The sequence below is a fragment of the Rothia nasimurium genome (assembly GCF_928382285.1).
Taxonomy (GTDB): domain Bacteria; phylum Actinomycetota; class Actinomycetes; order Actinomycetales; family Micrococcaceae; genus Rothia; species Rothia nasimurium_E.
In genome coordinates this window covers 52,110-74,104 of sequence record NZ_CAKMSS010000003.1, presented here as the reverse complement: position 1 = coordinate 74,104, position 21,995 = coordinate 52,110, and the positions used below count along the sequence as shown (strand labels likewise).

Genomic DNA, 21,995 nt, shown 5'->3' with positions numbered 1-21,995 from the left:
TATGTCACCCCAGAAAACTGCCCTCTACCAGGTCCACGCTGACCTGGGTGCCGCCTTCACCGACTTTGGCGGCTGGGACATGCCCCTCAAGTACACCAACGACGTTGAAGAGCACAAGGCTGTTCGATCAGCAGCTGGCCTTTTCGACCTCTCCCACATGGGTGAATTCCGGGTCACCGGCCCCGATGCCGGCGCATTCCTGGACTATGCCCTGCTCTCTAACATGTCCATTCTCAAGGTGGGCAAGGCCAAGTACTCCCTGCTGTTGGCCGAGGACGGCGGCGTTATCGACGACCTGATTACCTACCGCCTGGGCGAGGAAGAGTTCCTGGTTATTCCCAACGCAGCCAATGTTGCTGCTGACTACGAGGCTATGAGCGCCCGTACCGAGGGCTTCGATGTGCAGCTGGTCAATGAGACTGAAGCGACCTCCCTGGTCGCTGTTCAGGGCCCGGCCTCAGAAGCCATCCTGCTGGAGATGGACCCCTCTGACGCCGAGACCATCACCTCCATGGGCTACTACGCAGCTGCCCCGATTCGCTTCGGCAACATCGAGGCCCTGCTGGCCCGCACCGGCTACACCGGTGAGGACGGCTTTGAAATCTACGTCGCGAATGAGGACGCTGCCCAGCTCTGGGCCCTGGCCTCTGAACGCGGTGAGAAGCACGGGGCAATCCCTGCCGGGCTGGCCGCCCGCGACTCCCTGCGCCTCGAAGCCGGTATGCCCCTCTACGGCCACGAACTGGGCCGGGATATCACCCCCTTCGAGTCCGGCATGGGCAAGCTGGTTGAGATTGCCCTGACGAAGAAGACCGCCGACTTCGTGGGTAAGGACGCCCTGGTTCAGCTCTCCGAGCAGACCCCGGCTCGTTCTCTGGCGGGCCTCAAGGCCCAGGGCAAGCGCCCCGGCCGCGCGGGCTCCAAGCTGGTCGATGAGAGCGGCACCGAGATTGGTGAGATTACCTCAGGTATTCCCTCACCCACTCTGGGCTACCCTGTGGCTATGGCCCTACTGGCAACCGAGCACGCCACCGTAGGTGAGACTGTCAATGTTGATATCCGTGGTAAGGTTGCCCCCTTCGATATTGTAGAGCTGCCTTTCTACAAGCGCGAGAAGTAGGCCACGAGCGCATCTCGATCAGAACCCTGTGCTACCGTTACCCCGCCACGATCGGTCGGAAGCCGGTTGGTAGCACAGGGTTCTTTCTGACCTAGGAACCCTTGACACCCCAAAGGAGCATCACCTATGGAGCTAACAGCCACCCCCGATTATCTTTCTGAACCACCCCACTCAGAAGCACAAACCAAAGCCGAAGCCCTGGACTACGACATTTCCGTCTTCGAGATGTTCTCCATCGGTATTGGCCCTTCTAGCTCCCATACCGTGGGTCCCATGCGAGCCACCAACCGGTTCATCGCTGAACTGATTGATGCTGGCACGCTCAAGGACGTCACCCGGGTTCACATCGACCTCTACGGCTCCCTGGCTGCTACCGGCGCCGGGCACGGCACCATGAGCGCAGCCATTAAGGGGCTGGCTGGTTTCGTGCCCGAAACCATCGATATTGCTGCCGCCGAGGCCCTCATGGACCGCAACCAGGTGGACGGTACCCTGCCCCTGGCAGGCTACCCCTCGGCAGCCTTCGAGTCCGGTGCCCCCGGCCCAGAGGCAACCAAGGTGAGCGGGCCCGTCCTGGCCTACAGGGAAGCCGATATCACCCTGCGTCCGCTCACCGTACTTCCCCGCCACACCAACGGCATCAAGGTCACCGCCTACGCGGGGGAGGGCCTGCTGTTAGAGCGCACCTACTTCTCCATCGGCGGCGGGTTCATCGTTGAAGAAAACGAAGAATCATCGGGTTCCACCGGGCTATCTAAGGCTCCCTATCCCTTCGGGTCGGGCGAAGAGCTCCTTGATATGGCCAATAGTGCGGGCCTGTCCATCGCCCAGCTCAAGATGGAAAACGAGAAGACCGAGCGCAGCGAGAGCGAAGTACGTGCCGGAATTTTGCATATTCGGCAGGTCATGAAGGAATGTATTGGCTCGTCTCTGGAACGAATGGGTTACCTGCCTGGCCCGCTCAAAGTGCGCTGCCGTGCTGGCCAGTGGCACCGCGACCTGCTGGCAGAAGACCCTAAGAAGTCACCCGAGTTTGCTATTGACTGGGTTAACCTCATCGCCCTGGCCGTCAACGAGGAAAACGCCTTTGGTGGCCGTATCGTCACCGCCCCCACCAATGGGGCCTCAGGTATTATCCCGGCTGTGCTGCACTACGCCCTCAACTACGTGCCCTCGGTGCGTCACCGCGGTCAAAAGGTTATTGATGATGCTGTCGTTGACTTCTTCTTAGCGGCTGCCTCCATCGGTGCCCTCTACAAGAAGCGGGCTTCAATCTCTGGCGCTGAAGTAGGCTGTCAGGGTGAGGTCGGCACTGCCTCATCTATGGCGGCTGCGGGCCTGGCCCAGGTTATGGGCGGCACCAACGAGCAGGTAGAAAATGCCGCCGAAATCGCTATGGAGCACAATCTGGGGCTGACCTGCGACCCCGTGGGGGGTCTGGTGCAGATACCCTGCATTGAGCGTAACGCCATGGCGGCCTCCAACGCGGTGACCGCGGCCAAGATGGCCCTGCGAGGGGACGGTCAGCACCGAGTCTCTCTGGATCAGGTCATCGAAACCATGCGCCAGACCGGTGAAGATATGTCGCACCGCTACAAGGAAACCTCCATGGGTGGCCTGGCCGTCAATGTGGTGGAGTGCTAATCGGAGTTTGCAAAAAGAGCGGAGATTGGGTATAGACAGCGCAAATATTTTGCTGTAGCATGAATATTTGCGCTTCCCTAATCTTCTGTGCCTTCATATAGCGGTGGGCAGGTTGTAACAGGTTTTAAGTACGCCCCAGTACCCTCGAACATCAATCTAGCCACTACCCAGCACGGCACAGGTGCTATGACAGGCTAGTTTGTCTCTTCAGCGGGTCCTTGAGCGTACCGCCCCTGGTGGGGGAGCGGGTACGAACAGACATGTCTGTGGAAGGATCCAATCTTGGTCGCCTCGAGCACCTCTAACACTGAAGCCGCTAACGGCGTAGGTTCGCAGCGCCGAATCTCATTCGCAAAAATTGCTGAGCCCCTGCAGGTACCTAACCTGCTCGCGCTCCAGCTCGACAGCTTTGATCAGCTCGTCGGTAACGAACGCTGGGCAGCCAAAGCCGCTGTAGCAGCAGAAACCGGCGATACCTCCGTCAGCCAGACCTCAGGTCTTGCCGACATCTTCGAAGAAATCTCCCCGATCGAAGACTTCCAGGGCACCATGTCCCTGTCCTTCTCCGATCCCGAATTCGCCGACCCTAAGTACACCATGGAAGAGTGCAAGGATCGCGATGCGACCTACGCAGCTCCCCTGTACGTCAAGGCCGAATTCATGAACAACAACACGGGCGAAATCAAGCAGCAGACCGTGTTCATGGGTGACTTCCCCCTGATGACCGAATCCGGCACCTTCGTGATCAACGGCTCCGAGCGTGTCGTTGTTTCCCAGCTGGTTCGCTCACCCGGTGCCTACTTCGAAAAGACCGCCGACCGCACCTCCGATAAGGACATCTACACCGCGAAGATTATCCCCTCCCGCGGTGCCTGGTTCGAACTCGAAATCGATAAGCGTGACCAGGTAGGCGTCCGTCTGGACCGCCGCCGTAAGCAGTCCGTCACCACCCTGCTCAAGGCCCTGGGCTGGAGCGAAGCCAAGATTCTGGCTGAATTCGGTGAATTTGACTCCATTCGCGCCACCCTCGAGAAGGACACCGTCCAGACCCGCGAAGAGGCCCTGCTTGACATCTACCGCAAGCTGCGCCCGGGCGAACCCCCGACGGTTGATGCTGCCCAGAACCTGCTGGACAACATGTACTTCACCCCCCGTCGCTACGACCTGGCAAAGGTCGGCCGCTACAAGGTCAACCGCAAGCTCGGTATCGACACCCCCGTCAACGACCCCTCAGCATCAGTGCTGTCCCAGGACGACATCGCAGCCATGATTCGCTACCTGGTCACCCTGCACGCAGGTGGCACCAGCATCAAGGGCATCCGCGACGGCCAGGAAGTCGACATTCGCGTTGACGTTGACGACATCGACCACTTCGGCAACCGCCGCATTCGCGCCGTGGGCGAACTGATCGAGAACCAGATTCGCACCGGTCTGTCCCGCATGGAGCGCGTCGTTCGCGAGCGTATGACCACCCAGGACGTCGAGGCCATCACCCCTCAGACTCTGATTAACATACGCCCCGTGGTTGCCTCCATCAAGGAATTCTTCGGTACCTCCCAGCTCTCCCAGTTTATGGATCAGAACAACCCGCTGGCAGGTCTGACCCACAAGCGTCGTCTCTCCGCTCTGGGCCCCGGTGGTCTCTCCCGTGACCGCGCAGGCATGGAAGTGCGAGACGTGCACCCCTCTCACTACGGCCGTATGTGCCCCATCGAAACCCCTGAAGGCCCCAACATCGGTCTGATTGGCTCGCTGGCAACCTACGCCCGCATCAACCCCTTCGGTTTCATCGAGACCCCTTACCGTATCGTCAAGAACGGTCAGGTCACCGACGAGGTCAAGTACCTCACCGCCGATGACGAAAAGGGCAACACCATCGCTCAGGCTAACGCGCCCCTGAACGCAGACATGACCTTCGCCGAAGAGCAGGTTCTCTGCCGTGCGGGCGACGGTTCTGGCGAAGCTGTGCTGGTAGACGCCTCTGAGATTGAGTTCATGGACGTCTCCCCCCGCCAGATGGTGTCTGTGGCAACCGCCCTGATTCCCTACCTGGAACACGACGACGCTAACCGAGCACTGATGGGTGCTAACATGCAGCGTCAGGCCGTTCCCCTGCTCGAATCAGAAGCACCCGTCGTTGGTACCGGTATGGAGCGCTACGCGGCTCTTGACTCCGGTGACTCCGTCGTTGCTAAGAAGGCCGGTGTGGTCTCTGAGGTCTCCGCTGACCTGGTAGTCGTTCGTAACGACGATGGCACCACCACCTCCTACCCCATCCTCAAGTTCCAGCGCTCCAACCCCGGTAACTGCTACAACCACCGCGTTGTGGTCAAGGTAGGCGACCGCGTTGAAGAGCGTAGCCTGATTGCCGACGGTCCCTCCACCGATAAGGGCGAGCTGGCACTCGGTAAGAACCTGCTCGTGGCTTACATGTCATGGGAAGGCTTCAACTTCGAGGACGGTATCATCCTGTCCCAGCGCATGATCTCCGACGACGTGCTCACCTCAATCCACATTGAAGAGCACGAAATCGACGCCCGCGACACCAAGCTGGGTGCTGAAGAGATTACCCGCGACATCCCCAACGTCTCCGAAGAGGTGCTCTCAGCCCTCGACGAGCGCGGCATCATCCACATCGGTGCCGAGGTTGAGGCCGGCGACATCCTGGTTGGTAAGGTCACCCCCAAGGGCGAAACCGAACTGACCCCCGAAGAGCGCCTGCTGCGCGCCATCTTCGGTGAGAAGTCCCGCGAAGTTCGCGACACCTCCCTCAAGGTTCCCCACGGTGAGTCCGGTACCGTTATCGGCGTCCGTATCTTTGACCGCGAAACTGATGACGAAGACCTGCCCAGCGGTGTTAACCAGCTGGTTCGCGTCTACGTTGCCCAGAAGCGTAAGATCACCGTCGGCGATAAGCTGGCAGGCCGCCACGGTAACAAGGGTGTTATTACCAAGATCCTCCCCATCGAGGACATGCCCTTCATGGAAGACGGCACCCCCGTTGACATCATCCTCAACCCGCTGGGCGTCCCCGGTCGTATGAACATCGGTCAGGTACTCGAAGTTCACACCGGCTGGCTGGCCAAGCAGGGCTGGAAGATCGAAGGCAACCCCGCCTGGTTGGACAAGCTCCACAACTTCCCCAAGGAAACCGGTCCCACCAACGTCGCAACCCCCGTGTTCGACGGTGCCGGCGAAGAGGAACTCTTCGAGCTACTGGACCACGCTAACCCCAACCGCGACGGCGACCGCCTGATCAACCGCTCAGGTAAGGCCCGCCTGCTCGATGGCCGCTCCGGTGAGCCCTTCCCCGAGCCGGTATCCGTTGGCTACCAGTACATCCTGAAGCTGCACCACCTGGTTGACGACAAGATCCACGCACGCTCCACCGGCCCCTACTCCATGATCACCCAGCAGCCCCTGGGCGGTAAGGCCCAGTTCGGTGGCCAGCGCTTCGGTGAAATGGAAGTGTGGGCACTGGAAGCATACGGTGCCGCCTACACCCTGCAGGAAATCCTGACCGTCAAGTCTGACGACGTTCACGGCCGCGTGAAGGTCTACGAAGCCATCGTCAAGGGCGAGAACATCCCCGAACCCGGTGTGCCCGAGTCCTTCAAGGTCTTGATCAAGGAAATGCAGTCCCTCTGCCTGAACGTTGAGGTTCTCTCAACCGACGGTAAGACCATCGAAATGCGCGATGTAGAAGACGAAGGCTTCCGAGCAGCAGATGACCTGGGCATCGACCTGTCCCACGCAGAGCCCAGCTCTGTCGAAGAGGTCTAAACCCTCCCATCTGTTCGAACAAGACTTCAAAACACTAGGAAAGAGATAAGGACCAAATGTCCAACGAATCTTCACTTGGTTTGATGCGTATTGGCCTAGCGACCTCCCAGAACATCCTGGATTGGTCCTACGGCGAGGTTAAGAAGCCCGAAACCATCAACTACCGAACCCTGAAGCCCGAAAAGGAAGGCCTCTTCGACGAGCGCATCTTCGGCCCTACCCGCGACTGGGAATGCTACTGCGGTAAGTACAAGCGCGTGCGCTTCAAGGGCATCATCTGTGAGCGCTGTGGTGTAGAGGTAACCCGTGCCAAGGTGCGCCGCGAGCGCATGGGCCACATCGAGCTGGCAGCTCCCGTGACCCACATCTGGTACTTCAAGGGCGTGCCCTCACGCCTGGGCTACCTGCTTGACCTGGCCCCCAAGGACCTGGAAAAGATTATCTACTTTGCCGCCTACATGATTACCCATGTGGACGAAGAAGCCCGCCACGAGGACCTGCCCAACCTGCAGGCAGCCCACGACCGCGACAAGAAGGTCCTGCAGGACCAGCTCGCAGCCGACATCAACCTGATCGCCCGCGAAACCGAAGAGGAACTCGCCAAGATCGAGGCTGACGGGGGCAAGGCCGCCGAAAAGCGCAAGCTGCGCGACGCAGCCGAGCGCCAGATGGCGTCCGTCCGCAAGAACGCAGAGCGCGAAATCGAGCAGCTCGAGCGCGTCTGGGACCGCTTCAAGAACCTCAAGGTCGCCGACCTTGAAGGCGATGAGGCCCTCTACCGTGGCATGGTCGACAAGTACGGCATGTACTTCGAAGGCTCCATGGGTGCAGAAGCAATCAAGAAGCGTCTTGAGAACTTCGACATGGAAGCCGAAGCAGAGGCACTCAAGGACATCATCCAGACCGGCAAGGGCCAGAAGAAGACCCGCGCCCTCAAGCGTCTGAAGGTTGTCAACGCCTTCCTGACCACCGACAACTCCCCGCTCGGTATGGTACTGGACTACGTTCCCGTCATCCCGCCGGAACTGCGCCCCATGGTGCAGCTCGACGGTGGCCGCTTCGCGACCTCCGACCTGAATGACCTCTACCGTCGCGTCATCAACCGCAACAACCGACTCAAGCGTCTGCTGGAACTCGGTGCCCCCGAGATCATCGTCAACAACGAAAAGCGCATGCTGCAGGAAGCTGTTGACTCCCTCTTCGACAACGGCCGTCGCGGTCGCCCTGTCACCGGTCCCGGTAACCGCCCCCTCAAGTCCCTCTCTGACATGCTCAAGGGTAAGCAGGGTCGTTTCCGCCAGAACCTGCTGGGTAAGCGTGTTGACTACTCGGGTCGTTCCGTTATCGTCGGTGGTCCCACCCTGCAGATGCACCAGTGTGGCCTGCCCAAGCAGATGGCTCTGGAGCTCTTCAAGCCCTTCGTCATGAAGCGCCTGGTTGACCTCAACCACGCCCAGAACATCAAGTCTGCTAAGCGTATGGTCGAGCGTTTCCGCCCCCAGGTGTGGGACGTTCTCGAAGAGATCATCACCGAGCACCCCGTGCTGCTGAACCGCGCACCCACCCTGCACCGCCTGGGTATTCAGGCCTTCGAACCCCAGCTGGTCGAAGGTAAGGCTATCCAGCTGCACCCCCTGGTCTGTTCAGCGTTCAACGCTGACTTCGACGGCGACCAGATGGCAGTCCACCTGCCCCTGTCACCCGAGGCTCAGGCCGAGGCCCGCATCCTCATGCTGTCCTCCAACAACATCCTGAAGCCCTCAGACGGCCGCCCCGTTGCGGTACCTGACCAGGACATGATCATCGGTCTCTTCCACCTGACCACCGCCCGTGACGGTGAAAAGAACGAAGGCCGCCTCTTCTCGTCCTACGCCGAAGCCATCATGGCCATGGACCGTCACGAGATTGAGCTCTACACCAAGGTCAAGATCGTGCTGGACGACTTCGTACCCTACGAGGGCTGGGAAGCCCCCGAAGGCTACGAGCCCGGTCAGCCCGTCCTGGTAGAAACCACCGTCGGTCAGGTCATCTTCAACGAGACCCTGCCCGCCGACTACCCCTGGTACACCGGCATTGCCGACAAGAAGTCCCTGGGTGCCCTCATCAACGACCTTGCTGAGAAGTACCCCATGCACGTGGTAGCCAAGACCCTTGATGCCCTCAAGAACACCGGCTTCTACTACGCTTCACGCTCAGGTGTGACCGTTGCGGTCTCCGATATCGCAGCGCCCCCCACCAAGCCCGCCATTATGGAAGGCTACGAAGAGCAGGCTGCCAACATCGAATCTCAGTTCGCCATGGGTCTGATCGACGACGCCGAACGCCGTACCGAACTGATCGACATTTGGACCAAGGCAACCGACGAGGTTGCCGAGGCCATGAAGGAAAACCTGGCTGAGAAGAACACCACCATTAACCGCATGGTCACCTCCGGTGCACGCGGTAACTGGATGCAGGTTCGTCAGATTGCAGGTATCCGTGGTCTGGTGTCCAACACCAAGGGTGAGATTATGCCCCGCCCGATTAAGTCTTCCTACCGTGAAGGCCTGTCGGTTCTGGAGTACTTCATCGCAACCCACGGTGCTCGTAAGGGTCTGGCAGATACCGCGCTGCGTACCGCAAACTCCGGTTACCTGACCCGCCGTCTGGTTGACGTTTCTCAGGACGTCATCGTGCGCGAGCATGACTGTGGTACCCGCCGCGGTCTGACCCTGCCCCTGATTGAGAAGGACGCTTCTGGCAAGGTTTCCCTGCACGAGAACGTCGAGTCTTCAATTCACGGCCGCGCTCTTGCCGTTGATGTTGTGGCTGAAGACGGTACCGTTCTGGCTGCTGCCGGTGCCGACGTCTCAGATATCGTCATTGACGACCTGTTCAAGGCCGGTATCGAAGAGGTTCGCGTCCGCTCCGTCCTGACCTGTGAGTCAGCAGTTGGTGTTTGTGCCCTCTGCTACGGCCGTTCCATGGCCTCTGGCAACCTGGTCGACATCGGTGAGGCCGTCGGTATTATCGCGGCTCAGTCCATTGGTGAGCCCGGTACCCAGCTGACCATGCGTACCTTCCACACCGGTGGTGTCGCATCGGCTGACGATATTACCCAGGGTCTGCCCCGTATTCAGGAGCTCTTCGAGGCCCGCACCCCCAAGGGTGTTGCCCCGATTTCAGAGGTCACCGGTCGCGTTACCATCGAGGACACCGACAAGTCCCTCAAGGTCGTTGTCACCCCCGATAACGGCGATGACCCGGTAGCCTACCCCGTGCTGCGTCGTGCCCGCCTGGAAGTTGCTGAAGGTGACCACATCACCGTCGGTACCCAGCTGGTCGCCGGTGCTGTTGACCCCAAGGAGATCCTGCGTATCCGCGGTCCCCGTGAGGCTCAGAAGCACCTGGTGGACGAGGTCCAGGGCGTGTACCGCTCCCAGGGTGTAGGCATCCACGATAAGCACGTTGAGGTTATCGTTCGCCAGATGCTGCGTCGTATCACCGTCATCGACTCCGGTGAGACCAACCTGCTCCCCGGTGAGCTGGTTGAGAACATCGCCTTCCAGAACGCCAACCGTGCGGCTCTGGCTGAGGGTAAGCGTCCTGCCTCAGGTCGCCCCGAGATGATGGGTATTACCAAGGCGTCACTGGCTACCGAGTCCTGGCTGTCTGCCGCGTCCTTCCAGGAAACCACCCGCGTCCTTACTCAGGCTGCGATGGAAGGTAAGGAAGACCCGCTGGTCGGCCTCAAGGAAAACGTCATCATCGGTAAGCTCATCCCCGCCGGTACTGGCCTTGCCATGTACAACGACATCGAGGTTGAGCCCACCGACGAGGCCCGCGAGGCTCTGTTTGCTCAGACCGCAACTCCCTACAATGATTTCAGCTATGCCGAGACCAACGAGGGTGCTATCAGCCCCGAGTTCCAGGCTATTCCGCTGGATGACTACGAGTTCGGTAAGTAAACCGTCCGCCGTTAGCCCGGTATAGATAAGGCCCTTCCCTGCAGATTTGCGGGGGAGGGCCTTGCTTGTAGGTGTATGTTGAGTCTGCGCGAAGAAACAGGCGGACGGACGGGCGCCTGTTTGCGGGGAAATCTTAGGTGAGCTGGTTGCCCTGTGCTGCTAGGAGCCTTTCGAAGTGAGTAAGGAGTTCTGCCCTGTCTGGGCTCAGGCCGGTGATGAGTTCAAAGGCGTCGGCTGCCTGTCCCACTGCCATGAGCCCGCCGGGTAGTACCCTGCACCCTATAGAACTGGCTTTCTGTATCAGCGGGGTGTTTTGCGGTAGGTAGATGACGTCGAAGACCCAGAGTTGTGGGTGCAGATAGTCCAGGGGTAGGGGAGCGCCGGGGTGGTGGTGCATACCGATAGGGGTGGCGTTGACCAGGCCGGTAGAGGCAGCAAGAACAGCAGCTAGCTCATCCTCCGTGACGGCGCGGACGGTTGCGTCCGGGTAGAGCTCGGCCAGCTGCTGGGCTTTGGCTATAGCCCTTTGACCATCGAGGTCAAATAGATTGAGCGTTCTAGTTCCTAGGCTGAGGAGGGCATCTGCGGTGGCAGAGCCCGCACCACCCACACCTAGCTGGGTGACCTCTCTCAGATCGCCGGGAGCAGGCTCAAGGCCCTGACTCAGAGCCGAGGCAAAACCACTGACATCGGTGTTGTAGCCTAAGAGCCTGCCTTCTTGCGCTACCACCGTATTGACAGCCCCTAGTCGGGCGGCGGCGTCCGACACCTCATCCAGGTGCTCAAGTACCGCTTGCTTGTAGGGGAAGGTGATGTTGAAAGCGTTGAAGCCAAAATCAAAGCCCCAGTGTAGGAGCTCACCGATGGGCAGGGCGCCAGCTGCCCGCTGGCTAGGGCCTAAAGCATCAAGGTCAATGGGTCGGTAAAGATATCGCAGTCCCGCTCGATCGGCCGCAAACTCGTGCAGCGGGGGAGTCAAGGAAGCTGTAATACCGCTTCCCAGTAACCCGACCAGGTATGACTCTTGGGGTGTGCTCACGGGGCCGTCCTTTATCTACGAGTAAAGCTCTTCCGTTCTACCACGAATCGCTGGGTAAGCCTAGCTAGCTAGATGGCTGTCTCATCGGTAGGCTTATTTGAGCACACTTGAGCGGCCTCAGCTGCTCACCTTTCGCACACTTTGAGGGTTGAATGAAACTATCACGACATGTAGGGGTCAAACTTGGCGTCTTTGGGGCTGCCCTGTCTTTAGCAGCCGGAGCCTATCTGATCCCGTCCCAGGCCGACGTGGAGCTGACACCGGCGGGCGTCAACGCCCAGAATCTGGCCCAGCTGGTGAACTCCACCCAGCCCACCGCTAATAACCCCTACCTGGTAGGAGCGGGCGTCGCCGACATTACCGGTGAGGTCGCCGAGGTGGCCTTCGTGGGCTACGGTACTGACACCCAGAAGGGGTCTGGTATTCACTCCCGCCAGTACGCCCGTGCCTTCGTGGTCATTGACCCTGCCACCGGTTCCCGTAACCTCATCGTGGTCCTCGATGCGCTTAGCGCCTGGAACAGCATCCGGGCTGAGCTAGTAAACCGAATTCAGGCAGAACTCGGCCCCGAGTTCACCGAAGCCAACATCATGGTCACGGCCTCCCATAGCCATGCCACCCCTGGCGGGGTGAGTAAGGATGTACTGTACAACCTGGCAACCCTGGGCTTCAACGAGCCCACCTTTAACAATCAGGTCAACGGGTCTATGCAGGCTATCCGCGAAGCCCTGGCCGACCTTGCCCCCGGTAACGTGACGGTCTCTAGTAGCCAGCTCACCGGTGTGGGCGTCAACCGCTCGGCGGTGGCCCTGGAGCAAGACCCGGCTAACCTCACCGATGCGCTGATCGACGGGGTAGACCCTACCAGCACCACCTTCCGATTTGAGCACGACGGGGTGACCCGGGCCGTCCTCAACTGGTTTGCTATCCACCCCACCTCCCTCACCAACAAAAACACCCTGGTCTCCTCCGATAACAAGGGCTACGCCCAGTACCTGCTCGAAACTGTCGATCACGGGGTGAACCTCAACGCGGGTTCCGAGGACGATGCCTTCATCGCGGCCTTTGCCAACAGCAACACCGGTGACGTCTCACCCAACACCCAGCTGCAACCGGGTATGGGCCCCACCAACGACATGTTCACCAACCTTGAGATTCAGGGAACCAAGCAGGCGGACGCCGTCCGCACCCAGCTTGCCAGTGCCGGTACCCCGGTGGGGCAGGGGCTGGATTCCCGCATTACCTATGTAGATTTCTCCAAGGTGCAGGTGGACGCCCGGTGGACGGGCACCGGCTACGCGGGCTCTACCTGTAACGCCTCGCTGGGTGCCCCCTTCGCAGCCGGCAGCGTGGAGGACGGCCCCGGCGCAGCAGGCTTCAATGAGGGGGCTAATGCGAACAAGGTCTGGAGCGACTTCAACTGGCTGGCCTACAGCTCGTCCGCTGATCTAACCGCCTGCCAGTACCCTAAGGCCAACCTGCTTGCCGTCCACGAGAAGGTGCAGCAGAAGCTACCCGTGCAGGTGATGCGCTTTGGCAACTACTACCTACTGGGTATGCCCGGTGAACACAACGGGGCCGTGGGCGTACAGTACCGCCAGGATATGGCAGCCCTGCTGGGCGTTGACGAGTCGCAGATTATCGTGCAGGGCTACACCAACGCCTACAGTCACTACGTGACTACCCCGCAGGAATATCTTTCTCAGCAGTATGAGGGTGGGGCCACCGTCTTTGGCATCAACACCATGGGGGCCTTCCGTCAGACCCTCAACACCGTGGCGACTTCCCTCCGTGATGGCACGGAGCTGCCGCTGGGTGATAAGCCTTCCGTGCGCACCCCCATGAAGAGCGCTGTGGGTAAGGTCTGGTACGACCTGCCCGGTGCAGGCCATCACTATGGCAAGGTGCTCACCCAGCCTGCCAATACGGCTCGCGGCTCAACCGTCAGCGCCCTCTTTGTGGGAGCTCACCCCAACAACGACCAGCAGCTCAACTCCAGTTACCTGGAAGTGCAGCGGCTTGTGGGGAACCAGTGGGTCACCGTTGCCGGTGATAACGACCCGGCCACCCGCTTCCACTGGAAACGCCATCTGGCAGCCCAGTCCCGCGTAACGATCGAATGGCAAATTCCTGCTGATGCGCTTCCCGGTACCTACCGGATTCTCTACCACGGGGACTCCAAGAACGGGGTCGGTACGATCACCCCCTTCACCGGGGCCACCCGAAACTTCACCGTCAGCTAGTTCCATACAAGGTGCGGACGCCGGCGCCCCCTTCCCGGAGTAGGGGAGGGGGGGCACCGGCGTCCTTGATATTTAAGCCTTAAGTGCCCGACATCACCAGCTTTAAAGGCTTAAAGCTGCCTCAGAGCTGGGCAGGGGGTAGATTAAGCCTTTCTAACCAGCTAGAGTAGTACCTGGAGTACTTAGCAGTAGTATCTACTGCCCGCACAGACACGTTCTGAGCAGTACATAAGAACCAATGGCAGAATGGACACCGTCCTTTGGCCTTGTTCGCCCGGGCACTCAGCCCGATTAGCGATCTTGAGGCCTAAATGCCATTTTTTGTTGTGTCTGGGCTCCTGCTAAGTCAAAGAGATTTTCTTTTGCGCTTATCCCAAGTGACAGAAGGCAAGTAAACCGGTAGCCCCTAACGGGGCCACCGATACCAAACGGAGAACAAGTGCCTACAATTCAGCAGTTGGTCCGTAAGGGCCGTGCACCCAAGGTCGTTAAGACCAAGGCGCCCGCACTTAAGGGCAACCCCATGAAGCGTGGCGTATGCACCCGTGTATACACCACCACCCCGAAGAAGCCGAACTCAGCACTGCGTAAGGTCGCACGTGTTAAGCTCAACGGCGGCGTCGAGGTTACCGCATACATCCCCGGTGAGGGCCACAACCTTCAGGAACACTCCATCGTGCTCGTTCGCGGTGGTCGTGTGAAGGACCTCCCCGGTGTTCGTTACAAGATTGTACGTGGCGCACTGGATACCCAGGGCGTTAAGGGCCGCGGTCAGGCTCGTTCACGCTACGGCGCAAAGAAGGAGAAGAAGTAATGCCTCGTAAGGGTCCCGCTCCTAAGCGTCCCCTCGTAAACGACCCCGTTTACGGCTCACCGCTGGTTACCCAGCTCATCAACAAGGTTCTGCTGGATGGCAAGAAGTCAACCGCTGAGCGCATCGTTTACGGTGCTCTCGAAGGCGTTGCCCAGAAGACCGGCGCAGACCCCGTAGTAACCCTCAAGAAGGCAATGGACAACGTCAAGCCTTCACTCGAGGTCCGCTCACGCCGCGTTGGCGGCGCGACCTACCAGGTCCCCGTCGAAGTTCGTGCAGGCCGTGCAACCGCTCTGGCCCTGCGCTGGCTCGTTGGCTTCTCAAAGCTTCGCCGCGAGAAGACCATGACCGAGCGTCTCATGAACGAGATCCTGGATGCGTCCAACGGTCTCGGTGCCGCTGTGAAGCGTCGCGAAGACACTCACAAGATGGCCGAGTCCAACAAGGCCTTCGCACACTACCGCTGGTAATTTCTTCGTAGCCTGCCGTTATTACATACGTACATAGCGGCAGGCTTTCGGAGTTTCTCACAAGGGAGAACAAAGTGGCACTAGACGTGCTTACCGACCTGAATAAGGTCCGCAACATCGGTATTATGGCGCACATTGACGCCGGTAAGACCACCACCACCGAACGCATCCTCTTCTACACCGGTATCAACCACAAGCTCGGTGAAACCCACGACGGTGCGTCCACCATGGACTGGATGGCTCAGGAACAGGAACGCGGTATTACCATTACCTCCGCGGCAACCACCTGCTTCTGGAAGAACAACCAGATCAACATCATCGACACCCCCGGCCACGTTGACTTCACCGTTGAAGTTGAGCGTTCACTGCGCGTCCTCGACGGCGCTGTTGCAGTGTTCGACGGCAAGGAAGGCGTTGAGCCCCAGTCTGAAACCGTTTGGCGCCAGGCTGACAAGTACGAAGTTCCCCGCATCTGCTTCGTCAACAAGATGGACAAGCTGGGTGCAGACTTCTACTTCACCGTAGACACCATCGTCAAGCGCCTCGGCGCTAAGCCCCTCGTTATGCAGCTGCCCATCGGCGCTGAAAACGACTTCATCGGCGTCGTTGACCTGCTCACCATGCAGGCCTACGTCTGGCCCGGCGATGTCAAGGGTGACGTTACCATGGGTGCCTCCTACGAAATCCAGGAAATCCCCGCTGACCTGCAGGAAAAGGCAGAGCAGTACCGCGCAGAGCTCGTTGAAAACGTAGCAGAAGCCTCTGAAGACCTCATGGAAAAGTACCTCGAAGAGGGCGAACTGACCATTGAGGAAATCAAGGCAGGCGTCCGCGCCCTGACCGTTGCCAACGAAGCCTACCCCGTCTTCTGTGGCTCAGCATTCAAGAACCGCGGCGTTCAGCCCATGCTTGACGCAGTTCTCGACTACCTGCCCTCACCGCTGGACGTCCCCGCGATGATCGGCCACCTGCCCTCTGATGAAGAGGTTGAGGTAACCCGTAAGCCCTCAGCTGACGAGCCCTTCGCAGCTCTGGCCTTCAAGGTTGCAGCACACCCCTTCTACGGTCAGCTGACCTACATCCGCGTTTACTCCGGTAAGGCAGAACAGGGCCAGCAGGTCCTCAACGCCACCAAGGGTAAGAAGGAACGTATCGGTAAGCTCTTCCAGATGCACTCCAACAAGGAGAACCCTGTTGAAGAGATCCAGGCAGGTCACATCTACGCAGCAATCGGTCTGAAGGACACCACCACCGGTGACACCCTCTGCGACATTGCTAACCCCGTAGTTCTGGAATCCATGACCTTCCCCGCCCCCGTGATCTTCGTGGCTATCGAGCCCAAGACCAAGGGTGACCAGGAGAAGATGTCAACCGCTATCCAGAAGCTGTCTGCTGAAGACCCCACCTTCACCGTTTCACTCAACGAAGAAACCGGCCAGACCGAAATCGGCGGCATGGGCGAGCTCCACCTCGACATCATCGTTGACCGTATGAAGCGCGAATTCAAGGTTGAGGCTAATGTTGGTAAGCCCCAGGTTGCTTACCGCGAAACCATCACCAAGAAGGTCGAGAAGGTCGACTACACCCACAAGAAGCAGACCGGTGGTTCCGGTCAGTTCGCGAAGGTTCAGGTTTCCTTCGAACCCATCGCCCTCGATGCTGAAGAGCTCTACGAGTTCGACAACGTCGTCACCGGTGGTCGTGTTCCCCGTGAATACATCCCCTCCGTTGACGCCGGTATCCAGGACGCAATGCAGCTCGGTATCCTCGCTGGCTACCCCGTTGTTGGTGTCAAGGCAACCCTGATCGACGGTGCTTACCACGATGTTGACTCGTCTGAAATGGCCTTCAAGATCGCTGGTTCAATGGTCTTCAAGGAAGGCGCACGTCGCGCTGCTCCCGTCCTGCTGGAGCCCCTGATGGCTGTTGAAGTACGTACCCCCGAGGACTACATGGGCGACGTTATCGGTGACCTGAACTCACGTCGTGGTCAGATCCAGTCCATGGAAGATGCAGCAGGCGTCAAGATCGTTCACGCTCTTGTACCGCTGTCAGAAATGTTCGGTTACATCGGTGACCTCCGTTCAAAGACCCAGGGTCGTGCAGTCTTCTCCATGGAGTTCGACAGCTACGCTGAGGTTCCCAAGAACGTCGCTGATGAAATCATCCAGAAGAGCCGCGGCGAGTAATTCTCACCCGGGTGCGGCTCACCCCGTGTGAGCCGCACCGCTTTTCAAAAAAACCTTGTAATTGAACCCGTCTTCGGGTTTCGCCCCACCGGCCTTATCCGCTATTGTGGTAGCTAGACCGCCTTTTACGGCGGAGTGCGCCGGTGTGAAACCCGAGTGCAGGTTCTCAAATCTTCTCTATAGGAGGAATACTCTTGGCTAAGGCTAAGTTCGAGCGCTCCAAGCCTCACGTAAACGTCGGTACCATCGGTCACGTTGACCACGGTAAGACCACCCTGACCGCTGCAATCTCCAAGGTTCTGGCTGACAAGTACCCTGACCTGAACGAGCAGCGCGACTTCGGTATGATCGACTCCGCTCCTGAAGAGCGCCAGCGCGGTATTACCATCAACATTGCTCACATCGAGTACCAGACCGAGAAGCGTCACTACGCACACGTTGACGCCCCCGGTCACGCTGACTACGTCAAGAACATGATCACCGGTGCTGCTCAGATGGACGGCGCAATCCTCGTTGTTGCTGCTACCGACGGCCCCATGGCTCAGACCCGCGAGCACGTTCTGCTGGCTCGCCAGGTTGGCGTTCCCACCCTGCTCGTTGCTCTGAACAAGTCAGACATGGTTGAGGACGAGGAACTGCTCGACCTCGTTGAAATGGAAGTTCGCGAACTGCTCTCCTCACAGGAGTTCGACGGTGACAACGCTCCCGTTGTTCGCGTTTCCGCTCTGAAGGCTCTCGAAGGTGACCCCGAGTGGGTTGCTAAGGTTGAAGAGCTCATGGACGAGGTTGACAACTTCATTCCCGACCCCGTTCGTGAGAAGGACAAGCCCTTCCTCATGCCCATCGAAGACGTCTTCACCATCACCGGTCGCGGTACCGTTGTTACCGGTCGCGCCGAGCGCGGTACCCTGAAGATCAACTCCGAAGTTGAGATCGTTGGTATCCGCCCCATCCAGAAGACCACCGTTACCGGTATCGAGATGTTCCACAAGCAGCTCGACGAAGCATGGGCAGGCGAGAACTGTGGTCTGCTGCTTCGCGGTCTGAAGCGCGACGACGTAGAGCGTGGCCAGGTTGTTGTTGAGCCCGGCTCAATCACCCCCCACACCCAGTTCGAGGCTAACGTCTACATCCTCTCCAAGGATGAAGGCGGCCGCCACAACCCCTTCTACTCGAACTACCGCCCCCAGTTCTACTTCCGCACCACCGACGTTACCGGTGTTATCACCCTTCCCGAGGGCACCGAAATGGTTATGCCCGGCGACAACACTGAGATGACCGTTGAGCTCATCCAGGAAATCGCAATGGAAGAGGGCCTCGGCTTCGCAATCCGCGAAGGTGGCCGCACCGTTGGTTCAGGTCGCGTTACCAAGATCATCAAGTAAGTTTCTTACTTCCCGATCTGAACTCCTGCTAGCTACTAGCTAGCGGAGGGCGATAGAGGCTGGCCCCGCAGAGCAATCTGCGGGGCCAGCCTCTTTTGTGTTACTTGATGAGGCTCTGATGAGCAGTGTGTCTATTGATTCTTAGCCCAGGGGATAACCGGGGTCTCACGATTGCCCTGCTTCTGGGCTTGAGGCTGCATTGCCGGTTCGTCTGCCCGGGCAAGGAGCCGCCAGATAACGAGCCCCATGAGAACAAAGCCCAGGAAGAGGAGTGACCAGGCATTTAAACCGTCTAAGACGTAGAGCACCTGGTAGGTCAGCAGTAGAGCCGTGAGGGGAGGAGCCAACTTTTTCCCTACCATGGCGGAGGCCCCGAGAAGCGTGCCGGTGGCAGCAAGCAGCAAAATCGTATCGTAGGGGGCTAGAGAGGGATAGTTGAAAGGGAGAATGAACAGGCTATAGAAGACCTGGGCGCTAAAGGCTAACCAGAAAAGACGGGTAGGGCGATTGCTCTGACGCGGGACGCCAGCAGGCTGGGCACGCATCCATATCGGCAGCACTTCAGGGCGGCTTACCAGGGTCAAAATCGCACGGCTGAGGGTGAGGGCCTGGAAGAAGTAGAACACCCCGTTATCCATATCGTGATAGAGCAGGGTCTTCAGGAGCAGGCTATTGAGCCCTAGAAGCAGGATTGCGGGCCGGGCGGCAGGGGAGACCAGCAGGAACCAGGCTAGGGTGAAAAGCAGAATAAGAACCAGCGAGAGCGGGAAGCTTTCATCGGAGAAGTAGGGGTAGACCCCGGTGAAGTGAGCGATAATCAGACCGGTGAGTGACATGGCCCGGTTGTGCTGGTAGCCCCACCGTCCTAGCGGGTCAGCAGGACGTACGCGCAGAGGCACACGACCCGGAACAGGAGGACGGGCAGCTTGTGCTGCCGGGGCTAGAGCTGCCAACAGGGTTGTAGTTACTAGAACGCTCACCGTAATCCAGGTCAGAACAGCGACGTTGCTGAGGCTGGTGAGCCCCCATAGCAGGGTAGCTAAGCCCGTGGTGAGAGCAACCGAGATAAGGGCTGACTGGGCAGCAAGGACGCCCTGGGTGCGTGGTGCTCGTAGCCAGGTGAGAGCAAGCGCCAAGAGTATGAGGGAGCCAAGAGCCGTGCTGGGGTTCCAAGCGGTATCAATAAGGAATAGGGCCACTGCGGCAGAACCCCAGCTCAAACAAAGACCCAGGATATACTCCACCGGGCTCTGAGCAGGAGTTCTCTGAAAGAGCAAGAGTATGGAGCTCAGGGCAAGGGCTGCGGTAAAGCTAAGGAGGAGCAACAACAGGCTACGACCGGTGAAGGAAGAAAAACTCATCAGCACGACAGCTGCGCCCACCAAGTAGATCCTCAAGGTAACCAGAGCATGAGAACGTGCTGAATGATTAAGCAGGGGGAGGGCAGCAAGGATGCCTGCCGCTGCAATTGCCAGGGTGAGAAGATTGTACTCAGCCGGTAGCGGACCTGTGCACAGCATGATGAGCGCAAGGGGCACAACCACATAGAACGTGGTCAAAAGCCCTACCGGTTCAAGGCCGCTAGGGGAGCGTAGCTGGGCTGGGGCGTCCTTACTGTAGGGAGAAGTGAGGGGAGTAGCAGTCCTGCCCTGCATTGTGCGGGTACCCAGAGCCCTGCTCAGGGTGAGAAGGGCAACGCAGAGGGTCAGCCCGGTATAAATACCGAGTCCAAGGCTATGAATTCCGTACCCCATCGGTTCAGTAAGAGCCATGAAGGTCAACGATACTGAGGGGCGGGTCGTAATAGCTGCCGTCGTTCCGAGGAGGCCCGCGAGGAGAGCGAAAAAGAAGATGGCATGAGAGGCGGGAAAGGACCCGCGGGATGCAGGAGGTGCTGTTTTTCGGGAACGCAGGAGCAGCTCGGCCAGGAGATAGCTGGCGGATGTTCCTGCCGCCAGAAGGACTACCCCAAGGTAACGGGGGCTACCTGCTACGAACCCTAGAGCAAGAACCGCGACAGCAGTGAGCGTGAGCGTGGAGAACTGAGTCCAGCGGACAGAGCGCAAGCTGGTAGCGTTGCGGACGTCGAGCGCTTGAGCACTACCGCTCGCTGCTGGCAGGCAGAAAGCCCCAAGCAGGAGGAGAATAACCGCTAGGGGAGCCGGCGGTAGAACGAAAAATCCTACCCACGCCAGAGCTAAGGCACCTAGGGGAAGATGCTGACTGAGCTGGGTGCGGTAGGCCAAAATGCCGAGAGAGGCGCAGTTGGCGAGGCTGATGAGGCCCAGGAGCACAGTGCTTGAAAGATTCTCCTGCGTGAAAGAAGTCAGCGGTGTTGCGGGAGCGGTATCAATAAAGGTGGGAATTGCCTGCATCCGGTCTATGAGCCATGCGAGAGCAGAAGCAAGGAAGGGCTGGGCTAGTGCCCAGGTGATCCAAGCATCGATGTCCGTCCGCCAAGGTAGGGGAGGACGGGCCCAAGCTAGTACGAGCGCACTTGCCACCAGGAAAAGGGCAACAGGGATAGAGAAAGGGAACGAGATGACGCTGAGCTCGTGAAGCCACAGGGCTAGGGCAGCTACCGCTAGCAAGGAATAGATACGGGCCTGGAGGTAGTAGAGCCAGGTGGGTGGCTGCCTGAGCTGGGCTCCCGCATAAAGGGCCGCCAATGCTGCAATGATGCTGATTTCCCAGGGCGCCAGGCTGGTGTAGAAAATGGCAGCGCCTACAGTTGCCGGAACGAAGATACGAGAAGCATCGAGAAAACCTGCGGCAAGTTGAGTAGGCATGCGGTCCTGGAAGGCCCGCAGCCAGAGAGTAAGCGCGGTTGCAAGGACGAGGAGAGCAACGAAATACCAGATCAGCGCGACTTGCAGGTTCTTTGACATGGCCAGGACGTCAGAGACCAAAAAGGCTAGGGCCAGGTAGCTCATAACCCGGGCCTGCATCAGGGCTAGGGCGCCACAGGCGGCAAGAGTGCCGATGCAGGAAACCAGTAACCAGAGTAGGGGCCCTGACTCTGGCCAGATGAGGGTGTAGAAAGCGAACCCGCACAGGGGGATAAGAGCTAGGGCCGTACCGGTAAAGGCGTAGGACGCCAGTCGCAGCTTGGGAACCCAACGAAAGGTGCCCAGCCCCGCTGTATAGAAGAGAGCGGCAAGAGCAGACAGCAAAAAGGCCTGTTGCGGCGCTGTGGCCAGAGAGGTGGCCAGCAGCCCGGCGGCGCTGATAATCAGAAGACTGCCCAGGTATAGACCGATATTGAGCAGGATATTCTCAGTAGAGCGTCGGTGAGATTGGGGCCGGAAATCTGGGTGTGTGCTCATAGTTTTATCCTAGTGAGGGCGCGCACTATTGCTCG

11 protein-coding genes are annotated in these 21,995 nt (G+C 59.1%); 9 read left to right on the top strand and 2 right to left on the bottom strand.

The genetic code is table 11. The features are described from left to right. The first annotated feature begins 1 nt into the window (after position 1). From gcvT to L6758_RS04785, 4 genes are all read left to right on the top strand, one after another. Positions 2 to 1,120, top strand: a complete 1,119-nt coding sequence (gene gcvT, locus L6758_RS04800; protein WP_237204769.1) for a glycine cleavage system aminomethyltransferase GcvT — start codon at positions 2 to 4, stop codon at positions 1,118 to 1,120. Positions 1,121 to 1,246: 126 nt separating this feature from the next. Beyond that, entirely contained in the window at positions 1,247 to 2,764 is a 1,518-nt protein-coding gene (locus tag L6758_RS04795) for an L-serine ammonia-lyase (protein ID WP_272878568.1), read from the top strand. A 282-nt stretch (positions 2,765 to 3,046) separates the two neighbouring features. Further along, on the top strand, positions 3,047 to 6,547 hold the full coding sequence (gene rpoB / locus L6758_RS04790) for a DNA-directed RNA polymerase subunit beta (RefSeq protein ID WP_237185973.1): 3,501 nt from the start codon (positions 3,047 to 3,049) through the stop codon (positions 6,545 to 6,547). A gap of 56 nt (positions 6,548 to 6,603) precedes the next feature. After that, on the top strand, positions 6,604 to 10,494 hold the full coding sequence (locus tag L6758_RS04785; RefSeq protein ID WP_237194725.1) for a DNA-directed RNA polymerase subunit beta': 3,891 nt from the start codon (positions 6,604 to 6,606) through the stop codon (positions 10,492 to 10,494). A 133-nt stretch (positions 10,495 to 10,627) separates the two neighbouring features. Here L6758_RS04785 and L6758_RS04780 read toward each other — a convergent pair whose 3' ends face one another. Then, positions 10,628 to 11,533: a shikimate dehydrogenase gene (locus tag L6758_RS04780; protein WP_237204770.1), complete on the bottom strand. Its 906-nt coding sequence runs from the start codon at positions 11,531 to 11,533 to the stop codon at positions 10,628 to 10,630. 152 nt (positions 11,534 to 11,685) lie between these two features. Between L6758_RS04780 and L6758_RS04775 the strand changes: the two genes are divergently transcribed. From L6758_RS04775 to tuf, 5 genes are all read left to right on the top strand, one after another. Further along, positions 11,686 to 13,776 carry a neutral/alkaline non-lysosomal ceramidase N-terminal domain-containing protein gene (locus L6758_RS04775; RefSeq protein ID WP_237204771.1) on the top strand — a complete coding sequence of 697 codons (2,091 nt, stop codon included), beginning with the start codon at positions 11,686 to 11,688 and terminating at the stop codon, positions 13,774 to 13,776. Positions 13,777 to 14,215: 439 nt separating this feature from the next. Continuing rightward, entirely contained in the window at positions 14,216 to 14,590 is a 375-nt protein-coding gene (rpsL, locus tag L6758_RS04770; RefSeq protein ID WP_083090707.1) for a 30S ribosomal protein S12, read from the top strand. After that, complete coding sequence (gene rpsG, locus L6758_RS04765) at positions 14,590 to 15,060, top strand: 30S ribosomal protein S7 (RefSeq protein WP_135012878.1); 471 nt, start codon at positions 14,590 to 14,592, stop codon at positions 15,058 to 15,060. Before rpsL ends, rpsG begins: the two co-directional genes overlap by 1 nt. Before the next feature lie 74 nt (positions 15,061 to 15,134). After that, entirely contained in the window at positions 15,135 to 17,249 is a 2,115-nt protein-coding gene (gene fusA, locus L6758_RS04760) for an elongation factor G (RefSeq protein ID WP_237204772.1), read from the top strand. Between the two features lie 194 nt (positions 17,250 to 17,443). Next, entirely contained in the window at positions 17,444 to 18,634 is a 1,191-nt protein-coding gene (gene tuf, locus L6758_RS04755; RefSeq protein ID WP_237204773.1) for an elongation factor Tu, read from the top strand. 131 nt (positions 18,635 to 18,765) lie between these two features. Here the strand turns inward: tuf and L6758_RS04750 are convergent, their stop codons facing one another. Further along, a complete protein-coding gene (locus tag L6758_RS04750) occupies positions 18,766 to 21,960 on the bottom strand; it encodes a hypothetical protein (protein WP_237204774.1) in 3,195 nt (1,064 codons plus the stop codon). Positions 21,961 to 21,995: the final 35 nt, after the last annotated feature.

Coding starts and splice junctions, on each gene's coding strand:
- rpsG (WP_135012878.1), top strand. CDS start 14,590: ATGCCTCGTAAGGGTCCCGCTCCTAAGCGTCCCCTCGTAAACGACCCC.
- L6758_RS04795 (WP_272878568.1), top strand. CDS start 1,247: ATGGAGCTAACAGCCACCCCCGATTATCTTTCTGAACCACCCCACTCA.
- L6758_RS04785 (WP_237194725.1), top strand. CDS start 6,604: ATGTCCAACGAATCTTCACTTGGTTTGATGCGTATTGGCCTAGCGACC.
- gcvT (WP_237204769.1), top strand. CDS start 2: ATGTCACCCCAGAAAACTGCCCTCTACCAGGTCCACGCTGACCTGGGT.
- L6758_RS04750 (WP_237204774.1), bottom strand. CDS start 21,960: ATGAGCACACACCCAGATTTCCGGCCCCAATCTCACCGACGCTCTACT.
- L6758_RS04775 (WP_237204771.1), top strand. CDS start 11,686: ATGAAACTATCACGACATGTAGGGGTCAAACTTGGCGTCTTTGGGGCT.